This is a genomic window from Prochlorococcus sp. G4PB16 (assembly GCF_059772465.1).
In genome coordinates this window covers 670,714-696,104 of record NZ_CM186289.1, presented here as the reverse complement: position 1 = coordinate 696,104, position 25,391 = coordinate 670,714, and the positions used below count along the sequence as shown (strand labels likewise).

The following is a 25,391-nucleotide window of genomic DNA, read 5'->3' as shown; positions in this document are numbered from 1 at the left end:
AAGATTTACACATATTTTTTCTTTCCATCATTACTTATTTTGTAAATTCCTCCTTTTGGTCCTACAAATAGCATTTCACCATTAATTTTTGATTTACCGAATTTACTTAACCTAGATCTATGAATATCTGCTTTTTCTCTTAGTTCTTCCTCTGAATACCATGTCCCCAAAGGAATATTTTTACAAGGATCAAGTAAAAGAGAATTTGTAAATTCTTCAGATATCCTTTTTCGACGAACACTTATATTTTTGAACCTTTTCTTGAATCTTTCCATTAAACTCTTTCTATTAGAAAAATTTTTTCTCTTGTTTAAAGTTATGAATATATATATAAAGAATATTATTAAAAATATTGGTACCAATTTCACTATAGATAATTATAACCTTACCTAATTAAAGCAACTTCTAGAAATAAAGCCAGTTGATTACAAAATATGAAATTTATTTCTCTTGACATTGTATCTTTATTTTCTCTTGATTATCAAGTCGAAGCCTAGATTCGTTTTTTTTGAAAGTACTTCTTTTTTTACAAAACCTTTTTTAAATAGACCTATAATTATTATTATTGATTCAACAAAAAGAGAAATAATTGAAAATATTAAAATTATAAAATCATTAGTAACAGAATTTTTATTGATTGGTTTTATATTCTTTTTTTCTTGCTTTTTCATTTTAGTAAGGTCCGTAATGTGTTGAGCATTCAGCACCGCAATATGCACCTATATTGATGGCTTGCTCTAAATTTAGTTTAGCTGAGAGAGCTGTAGTGACAGCTCCTGCGAAGCAGTCTCCACATCCATAGGTGTCGAGCTCTTTTGAACTAGGTTTAATGGATTTGTATTTAATATTTTTAGGGAAAATTGTCCCACCTAATTTACCTTTTGTTGAAATGTATATTTCTGGTTTAGGTTCAAGTTCTTCAAAATTTATTTCCTCACCAGGATCAAGACCGCTACCAATTAAAGCGTCGATTTTTACTTTCGCATTCTTTAGGGTTTGCTCGCCTGTTCGGGGAGTGGCAGATAAGAATTTAGCTTTCCTGGCAAGTCTTATTCCTTCTTTATCCGTTGCGGTAACAAAAATACCATCGTAATTTTTCATATCACCCCAAGGTAGTTTGTCAGAGGCGATTGGCTGTAATCTCTCTCCGATGACTGTAATTGCTCTTTCTCCATCTTTACTAATCAAGCTAATGCCTTTTCTTGTTGGTTTTTCACGCCAAGCTACTTTTACATTTAAACCAAGTTTAGTAAGCCTTTCGTAGCATTTTTCACCGTAATTGTCTTTACCTAAAGATGTGATTAAATCAACAGGTCCATTTATCAATCTTGCCATTTGTACAGCTGCGACTGCAGCACCCCCTGCCGCTTCCTCAAAGCAATCTTTTGCATGTGAAATCACCCCGGCTATTGGAAGCTGATCTACCTTTAAGAATGTGACCCATTCAACATGACCAATAACAGCTAATTTAAGTTTAGGAAGTTTAAATATTTTCTTAGGTACATCAATTTTCATTCTTAACTAACCAGATTAACTCTAATATAGTTAGTTAATTTCATAAGTAAAAATATGAAATTTTTTTTTCATGAAATAGACAAACTTTATAATAATTCTGATATATTATTTTGTATTAAATAAATTTTACCTTATGATAAGACATATTAAATGGTTGAAATGGGTTTATTTATTATTGGCTATATTAGGAGCTGTTTTACCTACACTCGCAAATATTGAATTTGCAAAAAGCTATGGATCTGCTTTTGATATTCAATTATTTATAGAATTGGCTAATAATAATCCAGCTTCCCAGTCTTTATCTAGAGATCTATTTATAGGGGCAACAGCTGTATTTGTTTGGATAATTTCAGAATCAAAGAGACTAGAGATGAAAAATCTATGGATTGTAATATTAACTACATTTACCATTGCATTTGCTTTTTCAGCTCCTCTCTTTTTGTATTTAAGGGAATTAAGAATTGAAGAAATGAATAGGAATTAAATTAATTTACAAGGATTAGATGTCTTTATTTTATATTCTTTATATTTTTAGTTATTGGTAATAAAGCCATACAAATAAGACTAATAATTAGCCATAAATAAATGGCCGTATCGAAATTATCTATTAACTTTCCTGCCATCCAAGGGACTGTTAAAGAACTAATTCCAAAGCACTGAGAATATAAGGCTATTGCTGACCCTTGGTATTTACTTGGAGAAGATTTTATAATTGAATCTGAAGCAGATGGTAGGAATATGCATAGAGAAATTGTTAGAGGTATGAACGCTAAAAATATTAATAGATATCCATCAACTAAGAAATTGGAAAGTGATAAGAAAATAAAACCTATAAGTAGTAATATTAAGCATAATTGAAATTTATAAGATGGGTTTTTATTCCTTAAAAAATAACCTACTGGCCATTGAAAAATTGCAAGTAAAACCAGTTTGATTGATACTAATGTTGCTACTCTTTGTTCTGTAAATGGTACCCTTATTATACCACCGTTAGCTAAATCTAATGGAAGAATACTTTGCAATAAACTCATTACTCCTGTTACAAATAGAGTTATGAGAAATAAAGGAAATAAATTGATTATCCATTTCAGATTAGATTTTTTATCTATATTTTTATAATTAAATGCTACATCATCTTTCTCCTTAGATTTGGCTTGAATCTTGCTTATATATAGCCTATTAAATAGAATATTGAATATATATAACATGCAGAAACTGTCAATTAAATATATTATTCTAGGCATTTCAAGGTATGTTCCAACTGTGCCCAGAAATACCCCAATGGTCACTCCAATTGCATCAGCGCTTCTTGCAAGAGAATAACCTTCATTTGATTTAATATGGTTATCGCAATTAAGTGGAATTGCTAATTCTGCAGAAGGCCAATAAATCCCAGCTGCAGCTCCTAAAAAAAATTGACCACAAAGGTAAGCTAAATAATTTTGTGAATAAAAAAGAATAAAATCAGATAATATTGAAATTAAACATGCAATTTTAATTGCTTTCCCATAACTAAATTTGTTGTCAAGTAAATATCCTGTTCCAAGCCTTGTTGTTATCCCAGCAAATGCAGCTGTAGTTATTCCGCTACCGATTTGTTCAGCTGAAAATCCTAAGCTATTAAAAATTATTGGAGTTAAATACAATACTCCACCTGCTCCTATTGCTGTCCATAGCCGTGCCTTTATGATTAATCTTAGGGATACTGGGAATCTTTCCCAATAATTGCTAACACTAGAAGTTGAGAACAAATTCATTCATTAAAAAATTAGTTGTTCTTGGAACAGTTGGAAGCTTACTAGCACCTTCTTGTATTTATCCAGAACTAAAAGCAGCAGAGAGATTTGAAATTCATTTTGATGGAATGTCTATTCCAATTTCGGTAAAAGAATTGATTGATTGGAGTAATGGTGCAGAGGAAAAAAATTCAGAATTAGCCAGTTGGCTTAATTTACTAGGCTTTAAGGAAAGGGATGGTTTGGCAAAGTTCTTAAATACCCCTTTGGTAAGAGATAAAAGTATGGCAAGACAAATTTTGAGAAGCTGGTCAGGTCGAAAATTACTTGATGAAGTAAGTGATTTAATACTTATGGATGAAGATAGCTCCGGCGAAAGTGTTCTAGATACTTTGGAAAACCTTCTAGATAAAAAGGATGAGGTGACAACATTTGATCTTCTGAACTCACTCTCTGTTAAAGCAATTCATATTGATTTGGATGGGTGGATTGAAGTAGCTAGCAACTGGAGAAGTGAATTAAATAAACAACAAAAACTCATATCTGATTTGGTCTCAATTAATGAGTCATCGGTTAAAAGAGAAGAAATCAATGTTTTACCTCTTGAAATAAAAGAAACTGAATACGAATTGATTTCATTAACTGTTTCTCATCGAAATGAGCCTTTAAATTTAGAGGTTTGGAACCCCTCCTTTAGAGAGAAAACTAGAGAAAATTGGGTTTTGTTAATGCCTGGATTAGGAGGTGATCGTAATCATTTTAATTGGCTTGCAAGAAGTCTAAGTCATAATGGTTGGCCTGTTGTCGTTCTAGATCATCCAGGTAGTGACTCATTAGCATTAGAAGCTTTGTTAAAAGGAAGACTTCCTCTCCCAGGTGCTGAAGTTATACCTGATCGAATTAAAGATTTAGATAATGTACTTCAGGCTAAAAAATTAGGCAAGATTGATATTTCAGCTGAGAAGGTTGTCTTGATGGGGCATTCTTTAGGTGCGCTTACAGCTATTTTAGCTTCAGGGGTGAAAATAGATGATCAACTTGAAAATAGATGTCAAAAGGTCCTTGATAATCTCTCTCTGACTAATTTATCTTCACTTTTGCAATGTCAGTTAATAGACATTACTTTGCCAGATAGAGAAAAAATGGAAAATCTTTCAGCTATTGTTGGCATGAATAGTTTCGGGAGTTTTTTGTGGGAAAAGAATTTAGATAATCAAATAAATATTCCTCTTTTTCTTACCGGAGGAACTTTTGATTTAGTTACACCATCTATAAGTGAACAACTCGGATTATTGCTTGCTTTAAGTTCAAGCCCTTTGAGTAGAGTTCTTTTAATTGAAGGAGCTAGTCATTTTTCACCTATTAGAGTAGAGGGACAGATGTATCAGTCTAAAGGTAAGGACTTGTTTAATCTCGGAGAATCAATTGTTGGATATCATCCACTTTCTGTTCAGAGCTTATTAGCTTTTGAGATCATCAGCTTTCTAGAAAGATTAGAAGAGAATAAATCAATTTCTTCTAATACTAATTTAACTAAAGGAGAACTTAAATTTCATATTATGGATAGGGATATAATTGAAAAACTTGTCAATATTCAATAGCTAACTCTTGGATCAATATATGCAATAGCGATATCTATTCCAACACTAATCATGACAACAAGGCTTGATATTATAACAACTATTCCTTGTACAACAGGATAATCTCTTTGGTTAATCGCCTCTTGAAGCCCAAGAGCAATTCCAGGCCAAGAGAATGTTATTTCAATTAAAAGTGCTCCACCAATTAAAGAAGAAACTGTTAATCCAGTAATTGTCAAGATTGGGAGAAGTGTATTTGGTAAAGCATGCTTAATTAATATTCTAGAGTTATTTAATCCTCTACTTTTTGCGGCCTCAATATAATCTTTTTTCAAAACTTCCTCAAGATTTAATCTTAATGTCCTGCTGAATATTCCACTTAATAATATCCCTAGAGTGACTGAGGGTAATATTAAGTGTTTAAAAGAACCAAAGAAGATTTCAATGTTTTTGTCTAAAATACTATCTAAAAGTAAGAAACCAGTAATTGGAGGAGGAGTAAAAGCTCCAGGAGGTAACCTTCCACCAATGGGTAACCAACCTAGAAAAACAGCAAAGATAATTTGAATTAGCATTGCTGCCCAAAAAGGAGGTAGAGCATAGGTACCAATTCCAAAAATCCTTCCCCAGAAATCTATTTTGCCTTCTGGTTTGACTGCTCCTAAAAAACCAATTAAATAGCCTAATAGCGATGCTATTAATATTGAAAATATAGCTAATTCCATACTTGCCGGAAGAGCCTTGGAAATAATTACTTTTACAGGTTCTTGCGTGTTTAATGAGACTCCTAAATTTCCATGAATTAATTGATTTAAATATTCAATATATTGATTAATTAGAGGTTTATCTAATCCAAGTTTAATTCTTAGGCTTTCCCTTGCAAATTCATTGGCTCGAGTACCTAAAATTGCATCTACTGGATCGCCTGGTGCAATTCTCAACAATATGAAAACTAAGCTCGAAATTATCCAAAGCATAATTGGCAATAGAGTTAATCTCGAAAGAATATATTTGAAAAGCCCCTTTTTAGATGCCAAAACTATTCTCTTTTTAAGTTTTTTAGAATAATTAATCCATCGCTTGAGAATTCTGGTTTACTAATTTCTTTTAAAGACCAAGCTTTAGGATTAACTAGCCAAATTGGTAAGTAGGCACTTCCTTGTGCTGCAAGTTGTTCAACTTTTATTAAATTATTTAATCTACTTTCTCCCTCTAGTTCTTCACTTTTTTCCAAAAGTTCTTGTAATTTAATATCACCCCAAAAACTACCACTGAATACAGCTTCGCCCTTAAGGCAAGAATTATTATTTATTTCATTACAACTTAATAAGGGAGTTAAGTATGCTTCTGGGTCAGGATATGCTCCAGTCCAATCTAATATAACTGCATCAAAAGCCCCATCGGAAAGTTGTTTATAAACTGTGGTTGATTCAATTCCATTTAAAGTTATTTCTATACAATCAGATAAATCTCTTTTAATTTGATCTTTCCATGTAAGAGCAAGTAATTTATCAGCAGGTATATTAGATCTAAATGTTAATGGAATAGAAAGAATATCTTTTTCGCAGTAGCCTTCTTTTCTCAATAAAGATCTTGCAATATTAGGATTATATTTAGGCCATGGTGAAAATTCTTTTTTGTGTAATTGAGGAGGGACTATTGATCTTAAGGGCTTTCTAGTTCCAAAACTTACTTGTTGACTAATTAGCTCTCTATCAATTGTGTAGGAAAGAGCCTCCCTGATTTTCTTTTTTTCTAAAGGTAATTTATCACTTTTAAATGTAATATATCCTATCTCTATTGGATCACCTTCTCCTGATTTAAGTTGATCCTTATTAACCATATTATTTAATGTTACTCGCTGCATATCGTCGATAGAGTTTGAAATTAGGACATCAACTTCTTTTGTTTTTATAGCCCCAAAAAGAGTACTAGAATTATTGTAATTTATAAAATCAATTCCTTTGTTCAGAGGCTTTGCTCCCCAATAATTGTTAAATGGCTTGATTATTTGTTGATTTGAGTTGAAGCTTTCTAAAAAGTAAGGACCAGTTCCAATGAAATTTTCATTATTGAAACTATCTTTATAATTTGAATATGCATTAGGTGATACAGGAGTTAAATTTACTGATGTTAAGAGACTTTTTAAAGAACTCGATGGCTTTTTTAATTTTATTCTTATAAGAAATTCATCTTTGACCTCAATATCTTCTATTTTTTCGTTTAATAGATAATTTAAAGTCCCTATTTCTCTAAAACGGTTAAGGCTAAAAGCCATCGCTTCTGCATTAAATGTGCTTCCATCGTGAAAGGAGATATTTTTTTTTAGTGGAATATCTATTAGCAAACCATTCTTACTTACTTTCGGTAAATTTCTAGCTAGGCTTGGAGAAAGATTCCCTTCTTTATCTATTTTGTATAAAGTATCTCCAAGAGCGCTTAATATTTGTAATGTCCTAAGAGTATTTGCTTGAGCAGGATCAAGGGATTCAATTTTACCTGCACTTGCAACAATAATATTCTCTCTTTTCTTATATTGAACGCAAGATAACTGGAAAATTATCAAGAAAATACTTGATAATTTTAAAATATTTTTTACGTAATTTGTTTTTGACATTTAATATAAGATTTTATAATAATTCCTACTGAGTAAAATATTTATTGATTAGTAGATACTTGTTTAATTGATATCTCGAAAACTGGCGAACCTTTTGGGTTAAGTGGCCATTCTCTAACCCAACATTTTTCATATGAATTATCTATTCCTAATACTTGAAAAAGTTCTTTTTGATTTTTTAGATAAACACAATCTCCTTGATGAATATTTTTTTCTGTTTCTTTTCTGGATTTCTCAATTACGTTTTTGGATGTTTTCATGGTTTAGTTCCGAAAAGAAATTTAAGATAAAATTTCCTTTGTTCTACTTATATAATTAGCAACTTAATTCAGATTTGACTAGTTTTGGTTAGCTAAAGGCAACCCATAGTTGATGCAATTCTCTTAACTTGTGGCAAGTTTTTTATATCTAAAAGAGCCTCTTCAAGTTGACCTTGATTAATCTTATGAGTAATAACTACTATCTCTGCTTCTTTATCCGTTGCATCAAATTGCACAATTGATTCAATAGATATTTTTTTCTTTCCAAAAATAGTCCCGATTTCTCCAATTACTCCTGGACTATCTTCCGCAATAAGTCGAATGTAATTCTTCTTGGTTATTTGTTTCTTTTCTGCTAAGTGACACCTTCTCCAACTTTTTGCTGAAAGAAGAGGATCTAAGTTCAAGACTTTGTCTTCACTCATAGATTGAATACCTGCAATGTTAAGAATGTCGGCAACAACAGCTGATGCGGTTGGACCTGATCCTGCACCTGGTCCAAAAAACATTACTTGGCCAATTGGATTTCCTTCTACGAGGATTGCATTGTTAACTCCATTTACCCCTGCTAATGGATTGTCTTCAGGTACCAATGTGGGCTCAACCCAAACAGATAATGGTTGACTATTTTCGCCTTTTGATTGAGTTTCGCCTTTCTCAGATATTGCTAAAAGCTTGATTCCATATCCTAACTTTCTTGCGTAGTTAACATCTATGCCTTCTAGGTGATTTATTCCAGTTGTTGGTATGCAAGACCGATTAATAGATCCACCAAAGGCAAGGCCACTTAGAATTGCAATTTTGTCAGCTGCATCGGATCCCTCGACATCAGCAGCTGGATCACTTTCTGCATATCCAAGCGCTTGGGCCTCTTTTAAAACATCCTCATAATTAACTCCTTCTTTATCCATTCGGGAGAGGATGTAATTAGTTGTTCCATTTATTATTCCGCTTACTTTAGTTATTTGATTTCCCCCTAATGATTGCTTTAGAGGCTCAATTATTGGAATTCCTCCTCCTACTGCTGCTTCAATGAGGACATAAACCCCAGCGGCTTTTGCTTCATTTGAAATCTCTTCACCATGTCTTGCAATTACTGCTTTATTAGCAGTGACTACAGATTTTCCTGCTCTTATGGCTTTGATGATTAATGATTTTGCTGGCTCAATACCCCCCATTACTTCAACCACTATTTGAATATTGGGATTGTTTACTATTTCAATTGGGTTTGTTGTAAGTATTGAATCTGGGATGGATATATCTCTTTTCTTTTGTAGATTCCTTACTGCAATACCTATAAGTTCAAGTTCCTCAACCAGCGGATGTCTGTCATTAGGACTGTTAATGATATTTGCAACACCCTGACCAACAGTGCCTAGACCAAGCAAACCGATACCAACTTTTTTCATGTTTTTATAAGGTGATGATTTTGTTTAAATCCTGTTTATTCGTTCTCAGAGCTTGGAACTGATAGATTTTTTGCTTGAGCTTTCATTTTTAGGAATATGTTGAGAAAACCATTAGCTCTTGATGGTGTCAAACTTTTGCTTAGTCCAGTCATCTCTATAAATTTTTCATTTATAGAGAGTACTTCAAAAGGTGTTAGATCATTCAAACCTTTTATTAGAAAAGCTAGCAATCCTTTTGTTATGAGAGCATCTGAATATCCTTTCCATTGGATTTTTCCATTCAAAAGAATTCCAAGAACATATACTTCTGAAATGCATCCTTTTACCTTTGTAGTTTCCAGGTGAAGATCTTCAGTTAGTAAAGGCAAACTTTTAGCTAGCCATAGAATATATTCATAGCGCCTTTTTGGATCTGAGGTTGACTGTAGACGTTCTATAAGATTATCTAATGAATCACTCCCATAAGTATTTGTGAAAGTTTTTTCTTTGATTTCAGTCACCTCTTCAGTTCAAGCAATTTATATATATTAAAGCCTAACTAATTATTTAGTTGCTTCAATTTGATGTAGACCTTTTTCGCTAATCCAGCCATTAAAGGGAACGTCCCATTTGTCTCTGGGTAATGCTTTTTTAGATATGCAATTATTACTGATGACTACAAAAGATGGTATGGAAAACCACAAATCTCTTTGTCGAAGACGATCAAAGTATCCGCCTCCATAACCTAATCTGTATCCTTTTTGATCGATAGCTAATGCTGGTACAAATAGGATAGAAATATCATTGGGGTTAATGGCATTTTCGCCTATTGGCGCCGGAATCTTGTTTGCATCTCTCCCTAGTGGATTATTTGACCAATGATGGTATTTAATGCCTTTGCTTTTAGAACTCGAAGGTAAAGCAACTTTTTGATTGTTATTGTCTTTAATAAATCTAATATCCACTTCACCTTTTAATGGCCAATAAATACCTATATATTTTCCTTCAACATGATATTTATTCAAAAGTGTTTTTAATGTTGATTTAACATTTGACTTTATTTTCTTATGTATTAAAGATGAATTGGAATTTCGAATTAAGTAATATTCCTTTCTTTTGAGTTCTTTTTTTAGTTTAATATCGTCAAACCTGTTTTTCATAAATAATATATTTTAACTATGGATTAAATTATTGAAGATAAATTCCAGTTAATGCTATGGCTAGTGCATCTGCAGCATCATCTGGCTTTGGCGGGGAAGTTATACTGAGTTCATGCATGACTGAATTTAAAACCTCATCTTTATCTGAATGACCATAACCCGTTACAGCAAGTTTGATTTGCATTGGTGGGAATTCTTTAATAGGAATATTGTGCTTTCCTAAAATCATCATTATTACTCCGCGAGCCTGAACAACGCTAATTGTTGTACTAGATCGGTAAAAGAAAAACTTTTCTACTGCTGCAGAATTTGGATTCCATTTATTAATTATTGAGCTTAAATCATTTGAAATCTCTACAAGTCTTTTTTCTTCTTTTTGTGTTGACTTTGTTTCTATAATTCCGCAATCTAACATTATTTTTTCTCCTTTTATTTCATCAATTATTCCATAACCTACTCTTGCTAGCCCTGGATCTATTCCTATTATTCTCACTTAGTTTGTTGTAGCCAGTTCAAATTCAGATACATCATTAGTTTCATTCCTTTCAAATACTTTGCAAAAAGCTTTTATTACTCTATCTCCTGAATCTACTTGTTCAAGAGGATCTTTTCGAAGTCTATGCCTTAAAGCTGTAGATACGACACGAGCAATATCTTCTTCAGTTACTTCTTTCCTTCCTTCAAAGGCAGCAAGGGCTCTAGCTGCTCTATTTGTAACAATATCTCCTCTAAGTCCATCGACATCAAGTTCACCGCAAACTGCTGAAATCTTTAGTCTGAGATCTTCATCGATATAAACCTCATTAAGTAGATTTTGAGCCTCAACCACTTTCTGTTGAAGCGAGTCTTGGTTATCCTGAACCGCATCGCTAAAAGATTCGGGATCATTGTCAAAGGCTGTGCGTTGATCAACAACTTGAACACGAAGTTTTGCTTCTCTTACTGTTCGCACTTCCACACTCATGCCAAAACGATCAAGTAACTGTGGCCTTAATTCTCCTTCCTCAGGGTTCCCTGAACCAATAAGCACAAATCTTGCAGGATGTCGAACCGAAATCCCCTCACGTTCAACTGTATTCCAGCCTGATGCTGCAGAATCTAGAAGTACGTCAACAAGGTGATCATCCAGCAAATTGACTTCGTCAACATAAAGCAATCCTCTGTTCGCTTTAGCTAGTAATCCCGGTTCAAAAGCTCTAACTCCTTCACTAAGAGCCTTTTCAATATCAATAGTTCCACATAATCTATCCTCAGTAGCGCCTAATGGTAGATCAATCATTGGAACTTGTTTCTCGCCTTTTTTAATGTCGCTGCCACTTTCTATTTTTTCCCTGACATCATTGCTTTGAAGGTCTGGATCATCAAGAGAGCTGTTATATGGATCTCCTTCAACGACTTCAATAGCAGGTAATAGATCTGCAAGTGCTCTTATGGTGGTGGACTTCCCTGTACCTCTATCACCCATTATCATTACTCCGCCTATCCTCGGGTCAATAACATTTAAAAGAAGCGCTAGCTTCATTTCCTCTTGTCCAATCACTGAAGTGAATGGAAAAACTCTGCGTTTTCTAGTTGGACTCACTTTCTTATTACTGGTAACAAGATTGTTTCATAAGCAGGCCACTTTAGATTGATAAAGTTCAAAAAAAAAATGATAATGAAAAGCAAAAGTTTATTTAATTGAGTAAAAAATCTAATTTGGTTTACTTGATTTTTGCCCTGGCACAAGAAAAGGGACTAATTCTGCCGATAAATTTCTTATCAACTCAGGTGATCTTGGGTCGTTAAATGGACCTTTTACAATAAAACTTGCAAATGCCCTTGAGTTATGTGGAGTTTGAATTTGAGCAGTATCTGCATATGAGATTCCAATATCACCAGTTTTGTTGTGAACTAAATAACCTTTTAATGAAAGATGATAGTCAGTATTTTTAGATTCTTTTCCTAGCCCTCTTAAAATTCCAGAGGGTATTAATGTATTTGTTTTCGATTTACCCATTATTTCTCTGAAAATATCTCTAGAACTAACATTAAGTAAATACCCATTATCGACAAGAGCCATGGCCATTGATAGATCCTTTGTTGATGTGATATTTGTCCCATCAAGATCAGGAAGATAATTGTTTAGTTGTGTATCTTTTAATCCAATTTCTCTGAATTTTTGATTAACGATTTTGATTCCCCCTAATCTTTTTATGAGCAAATTAGTTGCTGTATTATCACTAACTCTAATCATTTCTGAGGCTACTTCATAAACAGGGAAAACTTCACCAATCTCTTGGTATGCCATCCAGCCAGAACCACTACCGATTGTATCTTTAGAAAGTACCAATTTTTCATTCCAAAATATTTCTCCTCTCTCTAGCATTCTCAGTAAAATAATTAGAATAGGAACCTTTATACTGCTTGCAGCAGATAGCTTTGTATCGGATTTAATTTCAGCATAGAGTTGATTATCTAATGATAAGAAAAAAGCACTAACATATAGATCAGGATTTTCCTTGATAAGGTATTCCCATTTATTAATCAATTCTTCTAGTCTTTCAAATTTTTCTAATTTATCATTGTAAAATGATGATAAATTAGATTTTCTAGTTAGTAATTTTTTCTCAAGAGATCTACTTGGTTTTGCTGTTGGATTAATTTTTCTATTGATTTTATAGGTTTGTTTGATTGGTCCAACTATTGTTAGAAAACTTCCAAGTAAAACTGATAAGGCTATGCTTGTTAGAAATATATTTGTTATTACTTTAAAATTACTTTTCAATTTGAGATGAAAACTATAAACCTTCGCTAGCTATTGTAGCTTGTTATTTTAATTAATCATTTTTATTTTTGATTTTCCACCTTGCTTGGCTAATTATTCCTCTAATTAGTGCAACTTCATCATCTTTTATCTCGCCTCTCAAAAATAATTGTTTTATTTTGCTCATTTTCGCTTTATATGTATGTTTCATCAAGAAACCAATATCAAGTAAAAGACTACCTGCATCATCAATACAATCTTCTAATTTAATTAAATTTGCAGGATCACTTATTTTTGTATGGGGTTTTAATAAATCAAGCTCATTTAATTGAATGAATTGATGAAGAACAATTGCGACTGCATGTGAAAGATTTAATGATGGATAATTTTCACTTGTATTAAGACTAATCACTTTATTTGCTTTCAGAAGCTCTTCATTAGACAAACCTCTGTCTTCTCTTCCGAAAACTAAAGCTATTGTTTCTTTTTTTTCTGAGTTAAGAGCCCAGCTCAAAGCATCTTTATTTGAATTAAGTGGGATTTCTCCATGTTCTTTTCTTCCGCAAGTGGCAATGATTCTTGAGCAGTCTGAAAGTGCTGAATTTAGATCCTTATACACTTTTGCTTTTTCTAAAATTCGCAAACCTCTTACAGACATCTTTTTCGCTTCTTGATCTAAATAATCGCATTTAGGAGAAACCAGCCTTAATTCATGAACATTAAAATTTTCACAGAGTCTCGCAACGCTTCCAACATTGATAGGCCCTGATGGTTCAACAAGTACTACTTTTATAGTTTTTTTAATAGCCACTAGAATTAATTGAATGCATATATGCCAATAGATCAGCCATTGATTGAGGTTCAATTTCAAAACTTGGCATTGGTGGGGTTAATCCTCGAATTACTTGATTAATAATCCTTTTATCACTCATCTCTTTAGTCGTTTCGTGGAGGTCAGGCCCTACTAATCCTTGAGCTGAAATCCCGTGGCAACCTACACAATTGATCTTAAATAATTTGCTCCCAGATAAAGCTTCGCCTCTAATAGATAAGGTTTCAGTTATGAAAGGATCTTGCTTTAAGTCTCCCATTATCCAAAAAAGGATAAGGAATACGAGAGTAGCAGTTGATAAAAGGAATATTCGCCAAGAGCTAATCTTTTGGTCTTTGTTAATTAATGCTTTTGATGACGGAGTATTCACTAAAACCTCTTTGACATGAAAGAATTGTTACTGGTAATTATGAAAAATGCGAGCCAATGATTGAGCCTCTGCTATGTGGGATTGTTCTTGGACTTGTTCCCATAACATTATTAGGCCTTTTTGTTAGTGCATGGAATCAGTATCGTCGAAGCAGTTCAATGCCTGATTGGGAATGAGAAAAACAAGAGAGGTGTTTCCATAAAATTTCTCTTTTTTTAATTTCCAACCATTATGTATTCTTGGCATTGATTTTGGCGAGCATTCGCATATCAAAGTAGATGATTTTTTAACCCATTTTTTAGACAATAAAAGTTCTTGTGAAAGTTCATATAATCCAGATTCGTATGGAGGGTCAAGAAAAACAAAATCAAATTTTTCTTGAGGACATTGATGAGGGTGATTTTTAACAAACTCAATTTTTTTGTTTTTCGGACCCTTTTTGAGAAATGAAATCAATTCAGTGCATATAACTTCAATATGCATTGAATGAAGCATGGTATTTGATACATCTATAAGGTTTTTTTTACATGTTTTAACTGCTTCCCTCTGCTTTTCAATTGCAAGAACCCTTTTCACTCCCCTTTGAAGAGCCTCACATGCCATTGCTCCACTTCCACTGCAAAGATCTAGCCAACTTGCTTCTTTGAGTTCGTTCCCAAGAATATTTATTATTGCCTCTCTTACTTTTGAGGAGGTTGGTCTTGTTTTTTGGTTTAAAGGACTTTCTATCCTTTTCCCCGAAATAAGTTTCAGTTTCCCTTTCAAACTAAAATTTAGTTTTCTTCAACCAATTAATCCAGTTGAAAATAAGTTTCTGTCCTGCATTACCTGATTTTTCAGGATGAAACTGAAAGGCCCCAGTATTTTTATGCCAAACAATAGATGTGACGTCAGTTTTACCAAATTTTGTTGTGGCCACGGTTTTTTCTGGTTCTGAAGGACATGCTGAGTATGAATGGACGAAATACATCCAATTAGAATCAGTATAATTTTCTAGAATAGGGCATTTGTTTGTTTTATATATCGGAGACCAACCAATATGAGGGATTCTCTCATTTTTTTCTTGAGGTAATTTGCGAATATGACCTTTAATAACTCCTAAACCACCAGAAGACCCCTCATCACTAGTCTCGAATAAAAGCTGCAATCCCAAACAAATGCCAATAAGTGGTTTCCCGTTGTTTATCCATTCAATTATTGAGGGTACTAGTTCAGTTTTTCTTAAATTCATCATTGCGGGATCAAAAGCACCAACTCCGGGAAGAATTAAAGCATCACATGAATGTAGGTTTTTGACATCACAAATAATATCTAGAGGTTGATTAAGCCTTTTAAAGGCTTGTTGAACGGAAAAAAGATTACCCATTCCATAATCTATTAATCCAATTTTTGCCAAAAGATTTACCTTTGATTTACTTGTATTGGTCTTTGAAAATCTAAATTCTGAAATTTGTAATTAAAGGTGTTTGGAGATTGTTCCAGAAAGGGTAGCTTTAGGAACTGCTCCGACAACAGTATCCACTTTTTGACCGCCTTTAAAGATCATTAAAGTTGGGATGCTTCTGATTCCATACTGACTTGCAACATTTGGGTTCTCATCAGTATTTAATTTGAAAACTTTTATTTTGCCTTCGAAATCTTTTGAGATCTCTTCAACAATCGGAGCAACCATTCTGCATGGTCCGCACCAAGGTGCCCAAAAATCAACCAAAACAGGCACTTCACTCTGGAGGACTTCTTGTTCGAAAGAGGAATCAGTTACTGCAGAAGCTGTGGACATACCTTAGAAGTCTTAAGAACTAAATCATAACAATTGTATTTTGCCTATAAAAAGATTTTCTGCCATTTTTAAACGAAGTTTGAATATTGATGTGTGGTTTTTGGATAAGAAAAACCCGAACAAGTCGGGCATTTACGTGTGTGAGGAGTGTGAGAGCAAAGGCTCTCACTACTTAATTCTAACCATTGTATTTAATTCTGAAATCTTTCAGTAGCTTTATTTTCCCATTCCAAGTTGTTGTGCTTTTTGATAAACTTTCCCTTCTGTTAACAAAGAAGGTGCAATAACTACTTCAACTTTTTGCATTTCTTTGAGATCGGTAGCCCCCAGGGTCCCCATAGATGTTTTTATCGCTCCTAATAAATTGTGGGTTCCATCATCAAGTATTGCAGGGCCACAAAGAATACTTTTTAAACTTCCAGTCGTTCCAACTTTAATCCTTGTGCCTCGAGGTAGTACAGGACTTGGAGTAGCCATCCCCCAATGAAAACCCTTTCCAGGCGCTTCTTGAGATCTTGCAATTGGGGACCCAATCATAACTGAGTCAGCACCACAAGCTATGCATTTGCAAATATCCCCACCAGTGATAATTCCACCATCAGCAATGATTGGAATATATTTTCCGCTTTCCTTTTGAAAATCATCCCTTGCAGCAGCGCAATCAGAAATAGCAGTAGCTTGAGGGATACCAACTCCTAATACACCTCTTGAGGTGCAAGCTGCTCCAGGCCCAATTCCGACCATTACTGCTGCTGCGCCTGCTCTCATGAGCTCTAAAGAGACTTCATACGTGACGCAATTCCCAATAGCAACAGGTATACCAATGTTTTCGCAAAGATCATGAAGGTCAAGATTTTGACTACCCTCTTTACCCAGATGTTCAGTTGAAACTACTGTTGCCTGAAGAAAAAACAAGTCAGCACCTGAGTCTTTGACTAAATTTCTATACTTAATTGCAGCCAATGGGGTCCCGCTTACAGCAGCAATACCCCCTTTGTTTTTTATTTCTTGAATTCTTTTTAAAATTAATTTTTCTTTTATTGGTTTCTTATAAATTTCTTGCATCAGAGGAACAAATTCCTCTTTCCCAATGGATTGGATTTTGGTTAGCACCTCTTTTGGATCTTCATATCTAGTTTGTACTCCCTCAAGATTTAAAACACCCAGTGCCCCTAATTGTGAGAGGGCGACTGCCATATTTACATCTACAACACCATCCATCGCGCTTGCGATTATGGGAATATCTCTTTTGATACCTCCGATTTCCCAGTTGGTCTTTGTGATTTCAGGGTCAACTGTTCTTACTCCTGGAACTAATGCGATTTCATCAATCCCATAGGCTCTTCGAACAGTTTTGGTGCGTCCTAGTTGAATATTCACACCTAAATTTTGTAAGTTCTCGTCAAACTACCAACTGAAGTGCCAAATTGAGCAAATGTTGGGAATAGATAATCAAGATTTTGCTTATTTTTTTGATTTATTACACGATTGAGGAATTCTATTAAGGAAATTTATGCCATGTTTTTGTAATAGTTGATTTTGTTAAAGGTGATTTACTTTCAGATATATGGTTATTCACTTTTAAAGGTTTATTAATGCTCAGATGTTCTTATAATTGGTAAAACTCTTATATATGGCTGATCCATTGGGACCTAATAGTACTGGTCCCGGGCAATCCGACGATCGGATCATCCAGACTGACTTGAGAAACGAAATGTCGCGTTCCTATCTGGAATACGCGATGAGTGTGATTGTTGGTAGGGCTTTACCTGATTCGAGAGATGGGCTTAAGCCAGTTCATCGGAGGATTCTTTATGCCATGTATGAGCTTGGGCTGACGAGTGATAGGCCATACAGAAAATGCGCTCGTGTAGTGGGAGAAGTTCTAGGTAAATTCCATCCACATGGTGATACAGCCGTTTATGACGCTTTGGTCAGGATGGCTCAAGATTTTTCAATGCAGATGCCTCTGATTGATGGGCATGGGAATTTTGGATCTGTTGATAATGATCCTCCTGCTGCAATGAGATATACAGAATCCAGATTGCAATCTTTAACTACTGATAGCTTGCTTGAAGATATTGAATCTGAAACAGTTGATTTCGCGGATAATTTTGATGGATCTGTGCAAGAGCCAACTGTATTACCTGCAAGAATTCCTCAATTGTTATTAAATGGTTCTTCTGGAATAGCTGTAGGTATGGCAACGAACATACCTCCCCACAATTTGGTCGAATTGATTGATGGATTAATGGCTTTAATTTCTAATCCTGAGTTAGAAGAAATAGAGTTGATGAATATAATCAAAGGCCCAGATTTCCCAACCGGTGGTCAGATACTTGGTAGAAGTGGAATTAAAGAGACATACCTTAGTGGAAGAGGCTCAATAACAATGAGAGGAGTCGCTCAAATAGAAACCATTGAAAATCCAGGAAGACCAGACAGGGATGCAGTTGTAATCACTGAACTTCCCTATCAAACAAATAAAGCAGGATTAATAGAACGAATCGCTGATATGGTCAACGATAAAAAACTTGAAGGAATTGCAGATATAAGAGATGAAAGTGATAGAGATGGAATGAGAATTGTTGTTGAATTAAGAAGAGATTCATATCCTCAAGTTGTTTTAAATAACTTATTCAAACTCACTCCTTTGCAGACTAATTTTAGTGCAAATATGCTTGCATTGGTTAATGGTGAGCCAGTTATATTGTCGCTTAGAAAAATGTTGCAAGTGTTTTTGGATTTTAGAGTAGAAATAATAGAAAAAAGAACAAAATATCTTTTGAAGAAGGCAGAAAGTAGAGATCATATATTATTAGGATTATTATTGGCTTTAGATCAGCTAGATGAAATAATTAGTCTTATAAGATCAGCCTCTGATTCTGCTACCGCTAAAAAGAAATTACAAGAAATACATGGTTTAACAGATATTCAGTCTGATGCTATTTTGCAGATGCAGTTAAGAAGACTAACCGCGTTAGAGGCAGATAAAATAAGACTTGAACATGAAGATTTGCTTGAAAAAATAATAGATTTAAAAGATATTTTAAATAAAAAAGAAAGGGTGTTTGAAATTACAAAAATAGAATTAAATGAAATAAAAGAAAAATATAATTCTCCAAGAAGAACAGAAATTCTTGATCTTGGAGGAGGTCTGGAGGATATTGATTTAATCGCGAACGAAAGATCAGTAGTGTTGTTAACCGAGACAGGATATCTAAAGAGGATGCCTGTTAATGAATTTGAATCAACAAGTCGCGGTACTAGAGGTAAAGCAGGGACCCGAAGCCAAGGAGAGGAAGAGGTGAAAAAATTTATTAGTTGTAATGACCATGACAATCTCCTCCTATTTAGTGATAGAGGCGTTGCTTATGCCCTTCCTGCTTACAGAGTTCCTCAATGTAGTAGAACTGCAAAAGGTACCCCCATTGTTCAATTGCTTCCAATTCCACGGGAAGAAGCTATAACTTCGTTACTTTCTGTGAGTTCTTTTGATGATGAAAACTATTTATTGATGCTTACAAGGGGGGGGTATATAAAAAGAACTCCTCTTTCAGCTTTCAGCAAGATCAGAGCAAATGGGCTTATTGCGATAAGTTTGGAGGATGGAGATGCTTTGACTTGGGTTCGGTTGGCTGAGTCTGACGATAGTGTTTTGATTGGTTCCAAAAATGGAATGACAATCCACTTTAGATTAAATGATTCTGAATTACGGCCTTTAGGTAGAACCGCAAGAGGGGTTAGGTCGATGAATCTTAAATCTGGAGATTCTCTTGTAAGTATGGATGTTTTATCTACTGAGTTGGCTGATCATGTTGATAAAAGTGAGCAGGCAGAAGAAGCTGAGGATGAATCACCAGTATCTGAGGGACCTTGGGTTCTTGTTGCCTCTGGAAGTGGTCTAGGAAAAAGAGTCCCTGTTACACAATTTCGCTTGCAAAAAAGAGCAGGAATGGGGTTAAGAGCAATGAAATTCAGAAAAGATGGAGATGAACTTGTAGGTTTAAGGGTTTTAGGAAAAGGAGAAGAATTATTATTAGTCAGTGAAAGAGGAGTAATTGTCAGAACTAGTGCGGATAAGATCTCTCAACAATCAAGAGCTGCAACTGGCGTAAGAATTCAAAAGCTAGATAATGGCGATAAGTTGTCTGAGGTTGTTTTAGTTCCTCCAGAACAAATCAATGATGATGAAGAAAAAGAATCATTTACTACTAATGAATCAAAAAATACTGAACCAACGTCAAAAAATTGAAATCGAATAATTTTGCTGATGTATTAGTTTTGGGAGCAGGACCAGCTGCTCTTTGCATCACGGCTGAGTTAGTTCAACAAGGTCTCAATGTTCAAGCAATAGCTTCTAAGTCTCCTTTGGAACCTTGGCCCAATACTTATGGCATCTGGGCCTCTGAGCTTGAGTCTATAAATATGCAGGAATTATTAAAATATAGATGGAAAGATACTGTTAGTTTCTTTGGAGATGGATTCAGTGAAAAGGGTAATACTTGTACAAATCATTTTCTTGATTACGGCCTTTTTAATTCTATTAATTTTCAGGAGGCTCTTCTCGAACGATGTAATGGACTTTCCTGGCAAGTAGAAACTGTAAAAAATATTGACTTTAATGAGAGAGAAACGGTTGTTATTTGCATCTCTGGTAAAAAATACTTCGCTAGGCTCGTTATTGATGCAAGCGGTCATAAAACCCCTTTTATTAGAAGGCCTAAGCATGATCCAATAGCTAAGCAGGCCGCCTACGGGGTGGTTGGAAAATTTAGTTCTGCTCCTGTGGCGAAGAATCGTTTTGTGTTAATGGACTTTAGACCAGATCATTTAAATGCAAATCAATTGAGTGAGCCTCCTTCTTTTCTTTATGCTATGGACTTAGGAGATGGAAGGTATTTTGTTGAAGAAACATCATTGGCTTGTGCCCCTCCAGTTTCATTTGAATCATTGAAAAAAAGATTAGATTCACGACTATCAAGTAAAGGAATTCAAATTGAGGAAATAATCCATGAAGAACATTGTCTTTTCCCTATGAATTTGCCATTGCCTTATAGAGATCAACCTCTTTTGGCCTTTGGGGGGTCGGCCAGTATGGTTCATCCTGCTTCGGGTTATCTTGTCGGATCCCTTTTAAGGAGGGCACCCTCATTAGCAAAGGAGATAGCAAAAGTAATCAAAAAGGATCCTCTTATGCCTACCTCTCAGATAGCTAGAAGAGGATGGAAAACCCTTTGGACAACTGAATTGGTTCAAAGACATCGTCTTTATCAATTTGGACTTCAAAGATTAATGAGTTTTGACGAATCGCTATTAAGATCTTTTTTTGATACTTTTTTTAAATTACCAAAACAAGATTGGTACGGATATCTAACTAATACTCTTCCTTTGCTAAGACTATTCCTTGTCATGCTCAGGTTATTTTCTATTGCCCCAATTAAAGTTAGATTAGGAATGATTGGTTTCCTAATAAAAAAGAAAGATTAAATTTAGATTTTCTTTTTCCAATCAATGAGTGAAATCAAAGGAAATATACCATCTTCTTTTTCTATCTCTTTTAAAATATTTGTATTAACAAGTTTTTTATCTTTAATTGAATTTATTAACATCCAAAATCTCTTGATATGTAAGTTTATTCTCTCTCTTGCTAGCTCAGTAGTAGTTCCTGCCTTGAGAATAAAACTCCAATCTGAAGATTGACATAATAGAAGTTCTCTTCCTGCTTGCTTAATTACTTTGATATTTGATTCTTCTATTAAACCTTTTGAACAAATACTTACCATTTCTGTTCCGGCTTTACTCCATTCATGCACAATCCAAGCATTTTCCTTGTTTAACCAATAATTATGAAAGCCACCTTGTCCCCAACTCGATGGAGAAGGATTGCATAATTGGATTTTGGATGTTGTTTGTAGCGCCTCTTTTAGCGTAATCAATTTAATACCTTCCTTTTTTGATTTAACAAATAAATGGGATAGAAATATTGGGCCTTCAAACCACCAATGACCAAAAAGTTCAGCATCAAAAGGAGCAATCAAGAATGGCTCTATTTTCATTGATTTTTCAAGTTTTAAAAGTTGTTTTTTTCTGTCCTTTAAATATTTCTCGGCATCTTTTTCAACACAATGTTTTGCAACTTGAGGGTCATATTGTTGTTTATTTGCTAAAGATGTATTTTTAGAAGAAATTTTAAATAACTTTATTCCCAGTGGTCTTTTCTCATTAATTCCTATTTTTTTTAGGTTTTCTAGTGATAAATCCCAACCCAAGTCTCTATGGAATTCTCTGTAGTTTGGATTTCCTGGATATCCATCCCTCGCTGACCATACTGGAAGAGTTGATTCACTATCTCTACCAAAAAAAGCTACTCCTCTTTTTGTACAAATAGGAGCATATAAGCCATATCTTGGTCTTGGATCTGCATTCAACAAGCCGTGTCCATCAAGAACAGCATATCTAAGACCTGACTCGGCCATTAATTCATCTAAGCCTTCGTAATATGCACATTCAGGCAACCAAATACCAAGTGGAGCGTTACTGAAAAGACGCTTATGCTCTCTTACAGCAGTTTTTAATTGAGCCCTAACGGTTTCAGGGTTTTCTCTTAAGAGAGGAAGATATCCATGAGTTGCGGCGCAAGTGAGAATATCAATTGCTTCTGATGTTTGTAATTTGTCAAATCGTCCAATTAGGTCGCCTCGACAGCTATTCCAGCTTGCTAATTGCTTTTTTAAGTGATCTGTCAGATGAATTGCTGCTTTTACGCATTCTGTTTCAAGTTTATTGAGAAGCTCTAATCTTATGGATACCCATTTCTCAAAGCGATTTTTTAATACTTCATCTTCCAAAAGAGAAAGTAAGGTTGGGGATAGCCCTATTGTGATTTTAGGTTCATGCTCGTTTGAGCTAGAGGCTTCTTCAAGTGTTTCTAAAAGTGGTAAATAACATTCAACTAGAGCTTGAAAGAACCAATCCTCCTCAAGGGAGCCAGGCTCTCCTGATCTCACATAAGGCAGATGGGCATGCAGGACTATGGCGAGATTGCCTTTAGTCATTAAAACTCCCAGATTTTGGATTTGATCCTTGGATACTTATACTCTTCAGTTGCACAAGAAGAGATAAACTTTAAGTTATAATCCAAATCTAGTTAAATTAGTTACCAAGAATAATTGATTTTTTTATTTTGACTAAGACTTGTTTATTTATATTTGATATTAGATCTTTCTACATTTTTAATTTTATCAAAGTAAAAAATGTAGAAAGATCTAATAAATAGTTAGAAACTTAATATTTTTTGTAGAAATTTATGAGAAATATACTAGAATTTTATCTATTCATATAGATCTATATAAGGTCTAGTTATTTTATATATTCTTACTATGGCCAAAGATCCAGGCCGAGTCTTAATTTTTGATACCACTTTAAGGGATGGAGAACAATCTCCTGGTGCGAGTCTTAATTTAGAAGAAAAGTTAGCTATTGCTCAGCAATTAGCAAGATTAGGTGTAGATGTTATTGAGGCAGGATTTCCTTTCGCTAGCCCTGGCGATTTTGCGGCAGTTCAGAAAATAGCTGAGCATGTAGGAGGAGAAGAAGGGCCTATTATTTGTGGACTATCAAGAGCTTCAAAACCTGATATCAAAGCTTGTGCTGATGCGATTGCTCCAGCACCCAGGAAAAGGATTCATACCTTTATCGCTACCAGCGACATTCACCTTGAACATAAACTAAGGAAATCCAGAAAAGAAGTTCTTGATATCGTCCCAGATATGGTTGGTTACGCTAAAAGTTTTGTTGATGATGTTGAATTTTCTTGCGAAGATGCTGCAAGGAGTGATTTGGATTTTCTTTATGAGGTAATTGAATTAGCTATATCTTCAGGAGCTAATACTATAAATATTCCAGATACAGTTGGTTATACAACCCCTTCTGAATTTGGAGATTTAATATTAAATATCAATAAAAATGTTCCAAATATTAATGAAGCAGTTCTCTCAGTTCATGGCCACAATGACTTAGGACTTGCTGTCGCAAACTTCCTTGAGGCTGTAAAGAATGGGGCTCGACAGCTTGAATGCACTATTAATGGAATAGGAGAGAGAGCAGGTAATGCTGCTTTAGAAGAATTGATTATGGCTCTTCATGTAAGAAGATCATATTTTAATCCGTTTTTTGGTAGGCCTCCTGAATCTCCAACCCCTCTAACAGCAGTAAGAACTGAGGAAATAACCAAATCCTCTCGTTTGGTTTCCAACTTAACTGGGATGGTCGTACAACCGAATAAAGCAATTGTGGGAGCTAACGCTTTTGCTCATGAATCTGGAATACATCAAGATGGAGTATTGAAAAACAGGCTTACATATGAAATTATCGATGCAAAAACAGTTGGGTTGTCAGACAATAAAATTTCTTTAGGAAAATTGAGTGGTAGGAGTGCTGTTCGAGCCAGATTAGAGGACCTTGGATATGATTTAAATAGAGAAGATCTTAATGAAGCTTTCGCTAGATTTAAAGACTTAGCAGATAGGAAAAGAGAGATAACTGATCGTGATTTAGAGGCCATTGTTAGTGAACAAGTTCAATTGCCAGAAGCTTTATTCCAATTGAAATTAGTCCAAGTAAGTTGTGGAACATCATTAATGCCAACTGCAACAGTAACTGTTGTCGCAGAAGAGGGAGAGGAGAAAACGTCCGTCTCTCTAGGGACAGGACCTGTTGATGCAGTTGTACGAGCTTTGGATTCTCTAACTGAAGAACCTAATGAATTGATTGAATTCTCCGTAAAGTCAGTTACAGAGGGGATTGATGCTTTAGGAGAAGTTACGATTCGAATAAGAAGAGATGGGAACCTCTTCTCAGGTCACTCTGCTGATACTGATGTTGTTGTTGCCGCTGCGCAAGCATACATAAATGCTCTTAATAGATTAGTAGCTGCTGAAGGAAGAAAATCAATTCATCCACAGCATGACCTAGCTCAGATAGATACAAAAGGGGTCTAACAACTTTTCGATTGGCTTTTATTCTTCTCCTGAAATAGGCTTCCGTAAATTTTTTTTGTTAAATGACCAAAATCTAGTTCTCAAAGATTAATATGTGTTGTGACGGTTTGATATGCGCACATAAATGGCTTTTAAAAGGAATCTTTATCGACTTACAGGACTTGATGGGTCTCCCCACCATGTTCTTGATGCACCATATGAAAGTATTGAAGCAGCTCTTAAAGCAGCAAAAGTGTGGTGCAATGGTCAAGGGTTGAGTTGCACAATCAAAGATAGAGGAATAGGTGTAGAAGTTCTTGCAGGAAATGGAACTTGGAGAACTGTTTGTTATCCATCTAATTGTTTGCAACCTGCTGTCGCTTAAAACATATTCATTATCATTCTTATGATTTTATTTAAGACAAT

General features: G+C 34.6%; 26 protein-coding genes. 7 read left to right on the top strand and 19 right to left on the bottom strand.

Annotated features, from left to right (window positions below; all coding sequences use genetic code 11):
* Positions 1 to 5 precede the first annotated feature (5 nt).
* Positions 6 to 275 (bottom strand): hypothetical protein, encoded by a 270-nt coding sequence (locus tag AC6EIZ_RS04325; RefSeq protein WP_498512661.1) that lies wholly within the window; start codon positions 273 to 275, stop codon positions 6 to 8.
* 397 nt (positions 276 to 672) lie between these two features.
* Positions 673 to 1,515 carry a PfkB family carbohydrate kinase gene (locus tag AC6EIZ_RS04320; RefSeq protein WP_498512659.1) on the bottom strand — a complete coding sequence of 281 codons (843 nt, stop codon included), beginning with the start codon at positions 1,513 to 1,515 and terminating at the stop codon, positions 673 to 675.
* 133 nt (positions 1,516 to 1,648) lie between these two features.
* On the opposite strand from AC6EIZ_RS04320, the gene AC6EIZ_RS04315 reads away from it, so the two are divergent.
* Positions 1,649 to 1,999 (top strand): DUF2834 domain-containing protein, encoded by a 351-nt coding sequence (locus AC6EIZ_RS04315; protein WP_498512658.1) that lies wholly within the window; start codon positions 1,649 to 1,651, stop codon positions 1,997 to 1,999.
* Positions 2,000 to 2,024: 25 nt separating this feature from the next.
* Here the strand turns inward: AC6EIZ_RS04315 and AC6EIZ_RS04310 are convergent, their stop codons facing one another.
* Positions 2,025 to 3,272 (bottom strand): MFS transporter, encoded by a 1,248-nt coding sequence (locus tag AC6EIZ_RS04310; RefSeq protein ID WP_498512656.1) that lies wholly within the window; start codon positions 3,270 to 3,272, stop codon positions 2,025 to 2,027.
* Between AC6EIZ_RS04310 and AC6EIZ_RS04305 the strand changes: the two genes are divergently transcribed.
* A complete protein-coding gene (locus tag AC6EIZ_RS04305; RefSeq protein WP_498512654.1) occupies positions 3,257 to 4,852 on the top strand; it encodes an alpha/beta hydrolase in 1,596 nt (531 codons plus the stop codon). The genes AC6EIZ_RS04310 and AC6EIZ_RS04305 overlap by 16 nt on opposite strands.
* Here AC6EIZ_RS04305 and AC6EIZ_RS04300 read toward each other — a convergent pair.
* The 11 genes from AC6EIZ_RS04300 to AC6EIZ_RS04250 form a co-directional block, all read right to left on the bottom strand.
* Positions 4,846 to 5,868: an ABC transporter permease gene (locus AC6EIZ_RS04300; protein WP_498512652.1), complete on the bottom strand. Its 1,023-nt coding sequence runs from the start codon at positions 5,866 to 5,868 to the stop codon at positions 4,846 to 4,848. The genes AC6EIZ_RS04305 and AC6EIZ_RS04300 overlap by 7 nt on opposite strands.
* 2 nt (positions 5,869 to 5,870) lie before the next feature.
* On the bottom strand, positions 5,871 to 7,448 hold the full coding sequence (locus AC6EIZ_RS04295) for an ABC transporter substrate-binding protein (protein WP_498512650.1): 1,578 nt from the start codon (positions 7,446 to 7,448) through the stop codon (positions 5,871 to 5,873).
* Between the two features lie 41 nt (positions 7,449 to 7,489).
* Positions 7,490 to 7,708 (bottom strand): DUF8657 domain-containing function, encoded by a 219-nt coding sequence (locus AC6EIZ_RS04290; protein WP_498512648.1) that lies wholly within the window; start codon positions 7,706 to 7,708, stop codon positions 7,490 to 7,492.
* A 92-nt stretch (positions 7,709 to 7,800) separates the two neighbouring features.
* Entirely contained in the window at positions 7,801 to 9,117 is a 1,317-nt protein-coding gene (locus tag AC6EIZ_RS04285) for a homoserine dehydrogenase (protein ID WP_498512647.1), read from the bottom strand.
* A 35-nt stretch (positions 9,118 to 9,152) separates the two neighbouring features.
* A complete protein-coding gene (locus AC6EIZ_RS04280) occupies positions 9,153 to 9,617 on the bottom strand; it encodes a SufE family protein (protein ID WP_498512646.1) in 465 nt (154 codons plus the stop codon).
* Between the two features lie 42 nt (positions 9,618 to 9,659).
* Positions 9,660 to 10,256 (bottom strand): 5-formyltetrahydrofolate cyclo-ligase, encoded by a 597-nt coding sequence (locus AC6EIZ_RS04275; protein WP_498512645.1) that lies wholly within the window; start codon positions 10,254 to 10,256, stop codon positions 9,660 to 9,662.
* A gap of 28 nt (positions 10,257 to 10,284) precedes the next feature.
* A complete protein-coding gene (ruvC, locus tag AC6EIZ_RS04270) occupies positions 10,285 to 10,749 on the bottom strand; it encodes a crossover junction endodeoxyribonuclease RuvC (RefSeq protein ID WP_498512643.1) in 465 nt (154 codons plus the stop codon).
* Positions 10,750 to 11,838, bottom strand: coding sequence for a magnesium chelatase ATPase subunit I (gene bchI / locus AC6EIZ_RS04265; protein ID WP_498512641.1), 1,089 nt, complete (start codon positions 11,836 to 11,838; stop codon positions 10,750 to 10,752). It lies immediately after the preceding gene.
* A 111-nt stretch (positions 11,839 to 11,949) separates the two neighbouring features.
* A complete protein-coding gene (locus AC6EIZ_RS04260) occupies positions 11,950 to 13,023 on the bottom strand; it encodes a serine hydrolase (protein ID WP_498512639.1) in 1,074 nt (357 codons plus the stop codon).
* 52 nt (positions 13,024 to 13,075) lie between these two features.
* Positions 13,076 to 13,813 (bottom strand): RNA methyltransferase, encoded by a 738-nt coding sequence (locus tag AC6EIZ_RS04255; RefSeq protein ID WP_498512637.1) that lies wholly within the window; start codon positions 13,811 to 13,813, stop codon positions 13,076 to 13,078.
* A complete protein-coding gene (locus AC6EIZ_RS04250) occupies positions 13,803 to 14,204 on the bottom strand; it encodes a c-type cytochrome (RefSeq protein WP_498512636.1) in 402 nt (133 codons plus the stop codon). Before AC6EIZ_RS04250 ends, AC6EIZ_RS04255 begins: the two co-directional genes overlap by 11 nt.
* 56 nt (positions 14,205 to 14,260) lie before the next feature.
* Between AC6EIZ_RS04250 and petG the strand changes: the two genes are divergently transcribed.
* Complete coding sequence (gene petG, locus AC6EIZ_RS04245; protein ID WP_011294783.1) at positions 14,261 to 14,380, top strand: cytochrome b6-f complex subunit V; 120 nt, start codon at positions 14,261 to 14,263, stop codon at positions 14,378 to 14,380.
* Here petG and rsmD read toward each other — a convergent pair.
* From rsmD to AC6EIZ_RS04225, 4 genes are all read right to left on the bottom strand, one after another.
* Positions 14,328 to 14,969, bottom strand: coding sequence for a 16S rRNA (guanine(966)-N(2))-methyltransferase RsmD (gene rsmD / locus AC6EIZ_RS04240; RefSeq protein ID WP_498512634.1), 642 nt, complete (start codon positions 14,967 to 14,969; stop codon positions 14,328 to 14,330). The two genes, petG and rsmD, sit on opposite strands and share 53 nt — an antisense overlap.
* Before the next feature lies 1 nt (position 14,970).
* On the bottom strand, positions 14,971 to 15,600 hold the full coding sequence (gene hisH, locus AC6EIZ_RS04235; RefSeq protein ID WP_498512632.1) for an imidazole glycerol phosphate synthase subunit HisH: 630 nt from the start codon (positions 15,598 to 15,600) through the stop codon (positions 14,971 to 14,973).
* A 60-nt stretch (positions 15,601 to 15,660) separates the two neighbouring features.
* Positions 15,661 to 15,984: a thioredoxin gene (gene trxA / locus AC6EIZ_RS04230; RefSeq protein ID WP_498512631.1), complete on the bottom strand. Its 324-nt coding sequence runs from the start codon at positions 15,982 to 15,984 to the stop codon at positions 15,661 to 15,663.
* 216 nt (positions 15,985 to 16,200) lie between these two features.
* Positions 16,201 to 17,364 carry a GuaB3 family IMP dehydrogenase-related protein gene (locus AC6EIZ_RS04225; protein WP_498512629.1) on the bottom strand — a complete coding sequence of 388 codons (1,164 nt, stop codon included), beginning with the start codon at positions 17,362 to 17,364 and terminating at the stop codon, positions 16,201 to 16,203.
* Between the two features lie 253 nt (positions 17,365 to 17,617).
* Here AC6EIZ_RS04225 and gyrA point away from each other — a divergent pair, with 253 nt between their 5' ends.
* Both gyrA and crtL read left to right on the top strand, forming a co-directional pair.
* Positions 17,618 to 20,239 carry a DNA gyrase subunit A gene (gene gyrA / locus AC6EIZ_RS04220; RefSeq protein WP_498512627.1) on the top strand — a complete coding sequence of 874 codons (2,622 nt, stop codon included), beginning with the start codon at positions 17,618 to 17,620 and terminating at the stop codon, positions 20,237 to 20,239.
* Positions 20,236 to 21,474, top strand: coding sequence for a lycopene beta cyclase (gene crtL / locus AC6EIZ_RS04215; protein ID WP_498512626.1), 1,239 nt, complete (start codon positions 20,236 to 20,238; stop codon positions 21,472 to 21,474). Before gyrA ends, crtL begins: the two co-directional genes overlap by 4 nt.
* A gap of 2 nt (positions 21,475 to 21,476) precedes the next feature.
* Here crtL and AC6EIZ_RS04210 read toward each other — a convergent pair whose 3' ends face one another.
* Positions 21,477 to 23,042 (bottom strand): glycoside hydrolase family 57 protein, encoded by a 1,566-nt coding sequence (locus AC6EIZ_RS04210; RefSeq protein WP_498512625.1) that lies wholly within the window; start codon positions 23,040 to 23,042, stop codon positions 21,477 to 21,479.
* 324 nt (positions 23,043 to 23,366) lie between these two features.
* On the opposite strand from AC6EIZ_RS04210, the gene AC6EIZ_RS04205 reads away from it, so the two are divergent.
* Both AC6EIZ_RS04205 and AC6EIZ_RS04200 read left to right on the top strand, forming a co-directional pair.
* Complete coding sequence (locus AC6EIZ_RS04205; RefSeq protein ID WP_498512623.1) at positions 23,367 to 24,986, top strand: 2-isopropylmalate synthase; 1,620 nt, start codon at positions 23,367 to 23,369, stop codon at positions 24,984 to 24,986.
* Between the two features lie 124 nt (positions 24,987 to 25,110).
* Positions 25,111 to 25,350 (top strand): hypothetical protein, encoded by a 240-nt coding sequence (locus AC6EIZ_RS04200; protein WP_498512621.1) that lies wholly within the window; start codon positions 25,111 to 25,113, stop codon positions 25,348 to 25,350.
* Positions 25,351 to 25,391 lie beyond the last annotated feature (41 nt).